Source organism: Streptomyces sp. adm13(2018) (genome assembly GCF_008042145.1).
Taxonomy (GTDB): Bacteria; Actinomycetota; Actinomycetes; order Streptomycetales; family Streptomycetaceae; genus Streptomyces.
In genome coordinates this window covers 1015610-1025484 of sequence record NZ_RDBH01000129.1, presented here as the reverse complement: position 1 = coordinate 1025484, position 9875 = coordinate 1015610, and the positions used below count along the sequence as shown (strand labels likewise).

Annotated in this window: 9 protein-coding genes, 1 pseudogene and 1 riboswitch; of the genes and pseudogenes, 3 read left to right on the top strand and 7 right to left on the bottom strand. The window is 73.4% G+C overall.

The window, feature by feature from the left end; genetic code table 11:
- Positions 1-194 (top strand): annotated as a pseudogene (locus tag EAO70_RS21315) (hypothetical protein); the annotation flags it as partial.
- Here EAO70_RS21315 and EAO70_RS21310 read toward each other — a convergent pair.
- From EAO70_RS21310 to EAO70_RS21290, 5 genes are all read right to left on the bottom strand, one after another.
- The gene (locus tag EAO70_RS21310; protein ID WP_148004457.1) at positions 151-1380 is read right to left on the bottom strand and encodes a hypothetical protein; all 1230 of its coding nucleotides are present in this window, start codon (positions 1378-1380) and stop codon (positions 151-153) included. The pseudogene EAO70_RS21315 and the gene EAO70_RS21310 sit on opposite strands and share 44 nt — an antisense overlap.
- Positions 1381-1438: 58 nt before the next feature.
- Complete coding sequence (locus tag EAO70_RS21305; protein WP_148004456.1) at positions 1439-2449, bottom strand: NlpC/P60 family protein; 1011 nt, start codon at positions 2447-2449, stop codon at positions 1439-1441.
- Positions 2450-2649: 200 nt separating this feature from the next.
- Entirely contained in the window at positions 2650-3699 is a 1050-nt protein-coding gene (locus EAO70_RS21300; protein ID WP_148004455.1) for a C40 family peptidase, read from the bottom strand.
- A gap of 267 nt (positions 3700-3966) precedes the next feature.
- Positions 3967-5331, bottom strand: coding sequence for an NYN domain-containing protein (locus tag EAO70_RS21295; protein WP_148004454.1), 1365 nt, complete (start codon positions 5329-5331; stop codon positions 3967-3969).
- Positions 5332-5363: 32 nt separating this feature from the next.
- Entirely contained in the window at positions 5364-5606 is a 243-nt protein-coding gene (locus EAO70_RS21290) for a hypothetical protein (protein ID WP_148004453.1), read from the bottom strand.
- Between the two features lie 158 nt (positions 5607-5764).
- Between EAO70_RS21290 and EAO70_RS21285 the strand changes: the two genes are divergently transcribed.
- Together EAO70_RS21285 and EAO70_RS21280 are read left to right on the top strand one after the other, a co-directional pair.
- Positions 5765-6508, top strand: a complete 744-nt coding sequence (locus EAO70_RS21285; protein WP_148004452.1) for a rhomboid family intramembrane serine protease — start codon at positions 5765-5767, stop codon at positions 6506-6508.
- Positions 6505-6786: an Lrp/AsnC family transcriptional regulator gene (locus tag EAO70_RS21280; protein ID WP_148004451.1), complete on the top strand. Its 282-nt coding sequence runs from the start codon at positions 6505-6507 to the stop codon at positions 6784-6786. Before EAO70_RS21285 ends, EAO70_RS21280 begins: the two co-directional genes overlap by 4 nt.
- 71 nt (positions 6787-6857) lie before the next feature.
- Here the strand turns inward: EAO70_RS21280 and EAO70_RS21275 are convergent, their stop codons facing one another.
- Positions 6858-8270 carry an aminotransferase class V-fold PLP-dependent enzyme gene (locus tag EAO70_RS21275; protein WP_187283971.1) on the bottom strand — a complete coding sequence of 471 codons (1413 nt, stop codon included), beginning with the start codon at positions 8268-8270 and terminating at the stop codon, positions 6858-6860.
- 244 nt (positions 8271-8514) lie between these two features.
- Positions 8515-8631: riboswitch (SAM riboswitch) on the bottom strand.
- Positions 8632-8714: 83 nt separating this feature from the next.
- Positions 8715-9779, bottom strand: coding sequence for an anthranilate phosphoribosyltransferase (trpD, locus tag EAO70_RS21270; protein WP_148004450.1), 1065 nt, complete (start codon positions 9777-9779; stop codon positions 8715-8717).
- Positions 9780-9875: the final 96 nt, after the last annotated feature.

Genomic DNA, 9875 nt, shown 5'->3' with positions numbered 1-9875 from the left:
GGTACGTGACCGGCGACCGCCCGGCCCCCGGCGCCCCGCGGCACCTCTGGGAGCAGGGCGACGTGACGGCCGTCCGGGGCGCCCGCTCGCTCGTCCTCGGCGTCGGCCAGAAGCCCGAGCGGCTCCGCGAGATCGCCGCCGCGGCGGACCTCAGCCCAGCCGCTCCCCGAGGTACCGCCGCCACTCCGCGGTGAACTCCTCCGGAGTGGTGTCCAGCACCTCCCGGAGCGCCTTCTCCACCGCGCCCTCCCGGCCGGGGTGCGCGCCCACCGCGCGGTAGAAGTCCCGCAGCTCCGCCTCGCCCCAGCGGTCGGCGATCAGCGCGCAGGCCAGCCAGCCGCCCTCGTACGCCCGGGCCAGCGCCTCAGCGTCCGCGCCGAAGGCGAAGTCCGGGTCCTCCGGGAGCCGGGCGGGCGGCTCGCCCGCCCGGACCGCGCGCCGCAGCTCGGGGGCGGCCTGCACGGCCGTGCGGCCGGCGTCCCGGTAGGCGACCCAGTCGGCGAAGCCCTCGGAGAGCCAGACCGGGGTGGCGGGGGTGGTGGCCGCACGGGTCGCGACGTGGACGGTCTCGTGGGTGAGCACCAGCTGCCGGCCGAACTCCCCCAGCACCCCGTACGCGTCGGGGTTCACGATCACCCGGTCCGCGGGGGCGTCCGCGCCGCCCCGGGTCTCCCCCGTGGTGACGGCGGCGATGCCCCGGTAGGAGCTGCCCGGCGCCCCCAGGAGCTCTCCCATCCCGGTCAGCGACCCGGGGACCAGGACCACCACGTCACGGGCCCACTCCGCGGGCCAGGCGGCGGAGACGACGGGCACCGCCCGGTCCGCCGCGGCGGCGATCTCGCGGAGCCGCTCGGGCTTCTGGCCGACGCCGAGGACGAGCGAGCGGGCGCCCCGGACGGCCGTCACGTCGCCCTGCTCCCAGAGGTGCCGCGGGGCGCCGGGGGCCGGGCGGTCGCCGGTCACGTACCAGCGGCCGGCCCGCTCGGTCAGGTCGAGGACCCGGGCGCCGGTGAGCGGCCGCCGGTCGTGGCCGGCCAGCTTGTGGCCGAGCTCGGCGCGCACGGTGGCCCGGCCGTCCGCCGGGCGGTCGACGCCGGTGACCCGGTAGCTCCAGCCGTCCACGGGAACCGGGGCGAGCCGCCGGAAGACGGCGAGGGCCGTCGGGGCGTACGAGGCGTCGACGTCGGCGAGGTAGCCGGCCTGGTCGCGGTCGAGAAGCGCCCTGGCGTGCCGGTCGAGCAGCTCCTGGAACTCCGGGGCGGCGGTGTCGGCGGGCCGGTCCGGGCGCGCGCCGCAGCCGACGAGCCCGGCGAGGAGGAGAAGCAGGACGGCCAGGCAGGCCGCCGTCGGCCTCCGCGCTCCACACCCCTGACCCGCCACGCCTCCGATCGTACGGTCGGATCGGCGCGGACCGCGCCCGGCCCCGGCCGGGACCGGCTCAGACCCGGGTCACCGTCACGTGCGACATCATGTTCACCGGGTCGTAGCGGACGGCGGCGCCCGGGTAGGGGGCGTGGATGACCTGCCCGTTCCCGGCGTAGATCCCCACGTGGCTGGCGTCGCCGCGGTACGTGACGAGGTCGCCGGGCTGCGCCTGCGAGAGCGGCACCTGCCGGCCCGCGTACCGCTGCGCCGAGGAGGTCCGCGGCAGGCTGATCCCGGCCTTCCCGTACGACCAGACCATGAGACCGGAGCAGTCGAAGGCGGAGGGGCCGGTCGCCCCCCACACGTACGGCCTGCCGACCGCGCTGCGGGCGGCGAGCACCGCGGCGGCGGCCCGCGAGGAGCCGGGGGCCGCCTCGGACATCGCGGGGAGCTCCTCGGCGCGTCCGCCGGAGCGCGAGGACCGGTCGAAGTCGGCGCGCTCCTCGGCGGTGAGGCTCGCAAGGACCCGGCGGGCCTCCGCGAGCTTGCGCTCGACCACGCGCTTGTGGCGGGCGACCTCGGCCCGGCTGCGCTCCAGCTCGGCCAGGGTCGCCCGGGCTTCGGACCGCTTCTGGTTCAGCCGGCGCTGCTCCCGCCGGAGCTCGCCGAGCGCGGCGCCCTGCCGGGCCGTGATCCGGTCGAGCGCGGAGGCCCGGTCGAGATAGGTGTCCGGGTCGGAGGAGAGCAGCAGGGCGAGGGCGGGGTCGATGCCGCCGGAGCGGTACTGGGCGCCGGCGACCGAACCGAGCGCGCCCCGCATGAGGTTGATGCGCTCCTGGCCGCGGGCGAGGCTGTCCTGGGCCTGGGAGACCGTGCGGCGCAGCGCGTCCGTCTTCTCGTCCGCCCGGTTGTAGCCCTCGGTGGCCTTCTCGGCCTCCTCGAAGAGGCGGTCGACCGTGGCACGGGAGGCCGCGGATCCGGCCCCCGGGTCGGCGCTCGCGGGGACGGCCCCGAGGGCCGCCGCCGCGGTGGCCGCGGCGGCGGTGAGGACGGTGACCCTGGCGGGCCGGCGGTGGGACACCACGACTCGCGCTCCGTTCGGCTCGACGCAGACTGGCGCGGCAGACAGTAGCCGTTGATCAGTCCCCGTCCAACGAAGGCGCCGGGCACACAAAATGACGCCCCGCCGGAGATGACAAGGTCACCGGCGGGGCGTCAGGTCAGCTCGCGTCGCGGCGAACCACCCGATTGGGCGGTACGGCTGCGCGGGTCGCGTCGGGCGGATCAGCCGCCGATGCGGACACCGAACTGGAACGTGCCCATGTAGTTCATGGACTCGTAGCGGACGCTGGCACCCGGCTTGGGCGCGTGGAGGATCGTGTTGTTGCCCGCGTACAGACCCACGTGCGACAGGCCGTTGAAGAAGACCAGGTCGCCCGGCTTGAGCTGGCTGCGGCCGATCTTCGTGCCGTCGTTCTGCTGGGTGTACGTGGTGCGGGTGAGGCCGACGCCGGCCTTGCCGTAGGCCCACTGGGTCAGACCGGAGCAGTCGTACGCGCCGGGGCCCTCGGCGCCGGACTGGTACGGCTTGCCGATCTGGGTGGCGGCGGCGCTGAGCGCGGCGGCGCCGAGACCGTTCGCGGGGACCTCGTTGCCGAGGTCGATGCGGTCACCGGCGGCGCGGCTGGCGCGCTGCTCCTTCTGCCGCTCCTCCTCGGCCAGCTTGGCCTTCTCGGCGGCGGTGAGGGTGTTGAGGAGCTTCTGCGCCTCGGCGAGCTTGCCCTGGAACTTCTTCTTCTTCTCACCGAGCGTCTTGCGGACGTCGTCGAGGTCGGCCAGCTTGGTGGTGGCCTCGGCCCGCTGCTGGGCGAGCGTGCGCTGCTTGGCCTGGATCGAGGTGAGCACGTCGGCCTGCTGGGCGCTGAGCTGGTCGATCGCGGACGCCTTGTCGAGGTAGGTGTCCGGGTCGGCGGAGAGGAAGAGCTGGAGCGCCGGGTCGATGCCGCCGGAGCGGTACTGGGCGCTGGCGACCGAACCGATCTGGTCGCGCAGGGTGTTGAGCTCCTGCTGACCGCGCGCCACCTTGTCCTGGAGGTTGCCGATCTCGTCCTGCAGCTTGCCGCGGCGCTCCTCGGCCAGGTTGTACTGCTCCGTGGCCTCCTCGGCCTCGTGGTGCAGCTCGTCGACCTTCGACTTGACCTCGTCGATCTTGGGCTTGGCGGGGGCCGCCTGGGCACCGGTCTGGGCGGTGAGCGCTACGGCGGCGGCAGCGGTCGCGGTGAGGACGGTCACGCGCATGCGGCTCGGCTGCTTGGGTCGACGGTGGGACGCCACGAAGGCGAGCTCCTTCTTCCTCAGAGCCGCCCAACCGGTAAGGGGCAGGCGGTTCCTCCGCCGCCACCCCGGATGGGTGATCAACCGCGCGAAGGTTCGAGCCCCGACCCTAGTGACCAACTTGTGATCAGTTCAAATCCCACCGGCAAAAATATCCCTCACCGGCCACTTAATTTACACAGACCGCACAGGCAGTGATGGGCACTTGACGGTGCGCCCTCCAGAATTCGGGCATAGGGCGCAAGAGTTGCCAAGTGTGGTGATGCGTCAGGAGAGCCGCGTAAGCCGCTTCAGGAGCAAGGCGGACGCCACGGGGCGGGCACCCGCCTTCGCCACCCCGTCGGCCACCTCCCGGTCGGTGGAGACCACCACGACCGGCCGGCCCGGCGGCTCCGCCCGCACCAGCTGACGGATCAGCTCGTCGGCGGTCACACCGGGCTTGGAGAAGAGCACCCGCACCCCGCGCGGCGGCGCGAGGAGCACCGGGGCGGCCAGTTCCGCCCCGTCGAAGACACAGGTCACCTCGGCGCCCGAACGGGCCGCGAGGGCCGACAGACTGCCGAGCAGCCGCAGCCGCTGCTTCTCCAACGGCATGGTGGGATAACCGGTCTTGGTGACGTTGTAGCCGTCGACGACCAGATGCGCCTGTGGCAGCGCGAGGAGCTGGTCGAGCAGCGCCGGGTCGGTCTCGGAGAGCGCCCGGGCCGCGATGTCCTTCGCCGACATCCGGCCGGGCTCCACCGCGTCCACGGTGTCCGCCGGGTGCACCGAGACGGGCGGCAGGGCGAGTTCGCGGCGCAGCCCCTGGGCGGCGTCGAGCACGGTGTCGAGGAGCAGCCGCAGCCGCATGTCCTCGACCGAGCGCCCCTCGCGGGCCGACCTGCGGCTCGCCTCCAGGGCGGCCTCGACCTCACCGAGCCGGGCCTTGAGCCGCCGGCTCTCGCTCTCCGCGGCCGACACCTGGGCCGCCGACTCCGCCTTCGCGGCGTCGATCTCTCCCCGGACGCGCCGCAGCGCCGCCTCGCCGCGCTTCACGTCGCTCTGGGCGCTGCGCAGCTTGCGGTGAAGCGATTCCGCTTCCTTCCGGGCCGTCTCCAGATCGTGGCGCAGCTGCTCGGTCTCGCCGCGGGCCCGGTCCCGGGCGGCGGCGAGCTCCTCGCGCAGCCGCTCCAGTTCCCGGCGGCCCGCCTCGTCAGCGCGCTCGGCGTCGACCCGCTGGGCCTCCTCGCCGGCGGCGGCCACCAGCTTGACCCAGCCGGGCGGGCGCAGCACGTAAGCCGCGGCCGCCACGTCGACGGGGTCGGCGGCGGCGGGCGGGGTGCCGGTCTCGACCGCTCCGGCCAGTTCGGGCTGGCCCTGCCGGAAGCGCTCGCCGATCCGCTGCCGGAACAGCGGATCGCTCTCCAGGGCGGCCGCCATGGCGTTCCCGGCGAACTTGGCGCGCCGGCTCGCGGTGAACCGGGCGTACTGCCTGAGGGGGGCGGGCAGCTCCGCGACGGTCAGGCCGCCGAAGGCGTCGGCGACCAGCGCGACGACCCGCCGCCGTACGCCTTCCGGCAGTGGGTGGTCGAGCGTCTCGGCAGCGTCACCTGCCGCGCCGGCCGGCTCTCCACCGTGCGCGGGCTGCTCCACGATCCGTCACCCCTATGTCGTCCGCGCCGTCCCTAGGAGGCGGCGCCCGGCCTGTCCACCAGCTCGATCTGGTCCACCGCGTTGCACCAGCGGCAGCGGACCGACTCGATGGTCTCACTGACCACCTGCCGCTCCTCGACCGTCGGGGCCCCCGCAAGGTCCAGATGGACGTACTCGACGACCTTGGAGGAGCGCGTCACGTCGAAACGGGTCAGGTTGCCGCAGAGAGTGCAGCGCCAGCGGGTCTCGTCGGTCGGCAGGGGAACCGTCGTCATCGTGCCGTCCTTCTTCCTGTTGCGGGATACCAGGTGCGGGAGCCGCGGTGCGCCGTCGAACTGCGGTCGTACTGCCCGTTACCCTACGGCCTCGCCGGTACGCCGGGGCACGGCGAGGCACTCTGTCCAGTTGGGCCCCGGTACGCCATGATCTGTCCATGATCGACTGGCGAGGCGCGGTCCGTGGTGTCCTGAGGTCCTGGCGGGGCGTCCGCAGCGGCCCGACGGTGACGTACGGACTGATCGCCGCCTGCTGCCTGCTCTTCGTGATCGGCCCGGTCTCCGGGCTCGACCCGGTGTACGGCACGGGGGACGAGCTCCTCGCGGCGCAGGGCGAGTACTTCCGGCGCTGGGGCGTCGTCCCCGCCGAGCTGATGAGCGGCGAGCCCCGCGCCCTGCTCACCCCGCTCACCGCGCTCTTCGTGCACGGCAGCTGGCTCCATCTGCTGGGAAACATGCTGTTCCTGTACGTCTTCGGGGCGATGGCCGAGGAGCGCATGGGTCCCGTCGAGTTCGCCCTCTTCTACCTGGGCACGGGCTACCTCGCCCTGGTCGGGTACGCGGTGGCGCACGCGAGCAGCGAGCAGACCCTGGTCGGGGCGTCCGGGGCGATCTCCGGGGTGCTCGGGGCCTTTCTCTTCCTCTTCCCGCGCTCCCGGGTCACCAGTCTCTTCCCGTTCCTCTTCTTCCTGCCGCTGCGCTTCCCCGCCTGGATCGTGCTGATCTTCTGGTTCGTGCTCCAGTGGCTGGCCGCGCGGGCCGCAGGAGCCGGTCCCGGCGTCGCCTATCTGGCCCATGTGGTGGGCTTCTCCGTCGGCTTCCTGTACGCCTGGGGGCGCTACCGGGGTGGGGATAGAGTGAAAGCCCCAACCGCGGCGACCGAGGGAGAAAGCCAGCCGTGATCACCGCGATCGTGCTCATCAAGACCAGCGTGGACCGCATCCCCGAGATCGCCGAGTCGATCGCCGCGCTCGACAGCGTCAGCGAGGTGTTCTCGGTGACCGGCACCTACGACCTGATCGCCATGGTCCGCGTCCCGCGCCACGACGACCTCGCCGATGTGATCCCCGGCAACATCAGCAAGATCCCGGGCGTCGAGGCCACCGACACGCATGTCGCCTTCCGCACGTACTCCCAGCACGACCTGGAGGCGGCCTTCGCCATCGGCCTGGAGTCCTGAGGACGGCTCCGCGGCGCGACGGAAGGGGGCCTCCCGGTCGGGAGGCCCCCTTCACCCGTACGAGTGAGTGCTCAGCCGCGGTCGGGGACGCAGCGGCCGTCCTCGGTGCGGTACTTCCACTGGGCGCCGTCGCGGACGAGTTCCTTCACGGCACCGACGAACCGCTCCACGTGCTCGTCCGGGGTCCCGGCTCCGAAGCTCACCCGGATGGCGTTGAGGCTCCGCTCCCCCGGGGCCGCCTCGGGGGCGCCGCACTCGCCCGGGTCCTGCGGGTCGCTGCCGAGCAGTGTGCGGACCAGCGGGTGGGCGCAGAAGAGGCCGTCGCGGACGCCGATGCCGTACTCGGCGGAGAGGGCGGCGGCGAAGTGCGAGCTGTTCCAGCCCTCCACGACGAAGGAGATGACGCCGACCCGCGGGGCGTCGTCGCCGAACAGCGAGAGCACCCTGACCTCGGGCACCTCGGCGAGGCCCGCGCGGACCGTGTCGATCAGGTGCCGCTCGCGGGCGACGAGGGAGTCGAATCCGGCCTCGGTGAGGGCCTTGCAGGCGGAGGCGATGGAGTAGACGCCGATGACGTTCGGGGAGCCCGCCTCGTGCCGGGCCGCGGTGGTGTGCCACTCCACGTCCACCCCGCCGTCGGCCCGGCGGGCCACCTTGCGGGAGGCGCCGCCGCCCGCGAGGTAGGGCTCGGAGTCCTGGAGCCAGTCGGCGCGGCCGGCGAGGACGCCGGAGCCGAAGGGCGCGTACAGCTTGTGCCCGGAGAAGGCGATCCAGTCCACGTCGAGCTCCTGGACGGAGACCGGGTGGTGCGGGGCGAGCTGGGCGGCGTCCAGCACGATCCGGGCGCCGTGCGCGTGCGCGGCGGCGGCCAGCTCCTTCACCGGCCACAGCTCGCCGGTCACGTTGGAGGCGCCGGTGACGCAGACCAGGGCGGGGCCGTAGGGGTCGCGGTCGGCGAGCGCCCGCTCCAGGGTGGCGACGGCCTGCCCGGGGGTGCGCGGCGCGTTGAGGTAGGTGACGCGGGCGTCCCTCCAGGGCAGCAGCGAGGCGTGGTGCTCGGTCTCGAAGACGAAGACCTGGCAGTCGGCCGGGAGGGTGGCGGCCAGCAGGTTCAGCGAGTCGGTGGTGGAGCGGGTGAAGACGACCTGGTCGCCGGGGCGGCAGTCGAGGAACTCGGCGACGGTGACGCGGCTGTTCTCGAAGAGGTCGGTGGAGAGCTGGGAGAGGTACCCGGCGCCGCGGTGGACGCTGCCGTAGTAGGGGGCGTAGGCGGCGACGTCGTCCCAGACCCTCTGGAGGGCCGGCGCGCTGGCCGCGTAGTCGAGCGCCGCGTAGGTCACCTCGCCGCCGGTGACGAGGGGGACGGTGACGTCGCGGCCGAGCACGGGCAGCGGGGCGGCGCAGCAGGGGTCGGCGGCCTCGGCGGTCCCGGCGGGCGTGGTCTCGACGAGGGTGGCGGTGGCGGCGTCAGGGCGTGCGGACATGGCGGTATCTCCCGGCGGGCGGTGCGGAATGGCTTCGGGGGACCCGTACGCGGCCGGACACGGCGGGGTACGGGGTGATGCCTCGGAGGACACGGCTGCACGGGGGAGGCCCGGGGTGCACGGGGTACGGAGAAGTGACCCTGATCCGACGATCCGAGGGTGAAGAAGGGGCGTATTCGCCCTATCGCATTCGCTTGCTCACGGAAAAAGCTCCTCGAGAGACCAGGACCCCTGGTGTTCGAGGGGTCCGCGCTTGCCGTAGACCTCGCTGCCTACGGCCTGGTCATCACCCGGGGCACCCCGCCACGGACGGAGGGTTGCCGGACAGCAAGCCGGGGCCAAAACGCTGTCACTCGTGACCTGTAGAGCATCCTGCCACATGATCGCCCAAGCGCAAGACCCCGGTCCGCATGGTGGACCGGGGTCGAGGGGACGGGGTGTCCGTCAGGCGTTGCTGGCGGCGATCCAGCGTTCGAGAGAGCGGAGGGCCGCGCCGGAGTCGATCGACTCGGCCGCTCTCGCGATGCTGGCGCCCAGCCGCTCGGCCAGGGTGCCGGTGCCGGGCTCCAGGGCGGTGAGCGCCGCGGCCGCGTTGAGCAGCACGGCGTCCCGTACCGGACCGGTCTCCCCGGCGAGCAGGCGGCGGGCCACGTCGGCGTTGTACGAGGCGTCGGCGCCGCGCAGGGCCTCCAGGGGCACCAGCTCGATGCCGACGTCCCGCGGGTCGAAGCGCTCCTCGGTGACCCCGCCGTCGCGGACCACCCAGACCCGGGAGGTGGAGGTGGTGGTCAGCTCGTCGAGTCCGTCGTCGCCGCGGAAGACCAGGGCGGAGTTGCCGCGCTCGGCGAGGACCCCGGCCACGATGGGCGCCATGCGCGGGTCGGCGACCCCGACGGCCTGGGCCCGCACCTGGGCCGGGTTGGTCAGCGGACCCAGGACGTTGAACGTGGTCCGGATGCCCAGCTGGCCGCGGGCGGCGGCGACGTGCCGCAGCGACGGATGGAACTTCACGGCGAAGCAGATGGTGATGCCGGCCTCCTCCGCGACCTCGGCGACCCGCCGCGGGGTCAGGTTGAGGTTGATGCCGAGCTTCTCCAGGACGTCGGAGGAGCCGGAGGCGGAGGACGCGGCCCGGTTGCCGTGCTTGACGACCTTCGTGCCCGTGCCGGCGACCACGATCGACGCCATCGTGGAGATGTTCACCGTCTTGGCGCCGTCGCCGCCGGTGCCGACGATGTCGACGGCGGGCCCCGGTACCTCGATCACGTTGGCGTGCGCGTACATGGTCCGTACGAGACCGGTGATCTCCTGCACGGTCTCGCCCTTGGCGCGGAGCGCGACCATGAATCCGGCGATCTGCGCGTCGGTGGCCTCGCCGCTCATGATCAGGTCCATCGCCCAGGCGGTGTCGTCGGCGGACAGGTCCCTGCCGTCGAGCAGCCCGTTCAGCAGGACGGGCCAGGAGCGGCCCGCCGACGTAGGTCCTCCAGCGGGGGTCGCAGCGCTCATGGCAGCTCCTGGTCAGTACGTGACGGCTAGGGCTCCACCCTATCCACCCGCGGGGACGGCGAAGAGCCCCGTCCATCGAATGGACGGGGCTCTCAC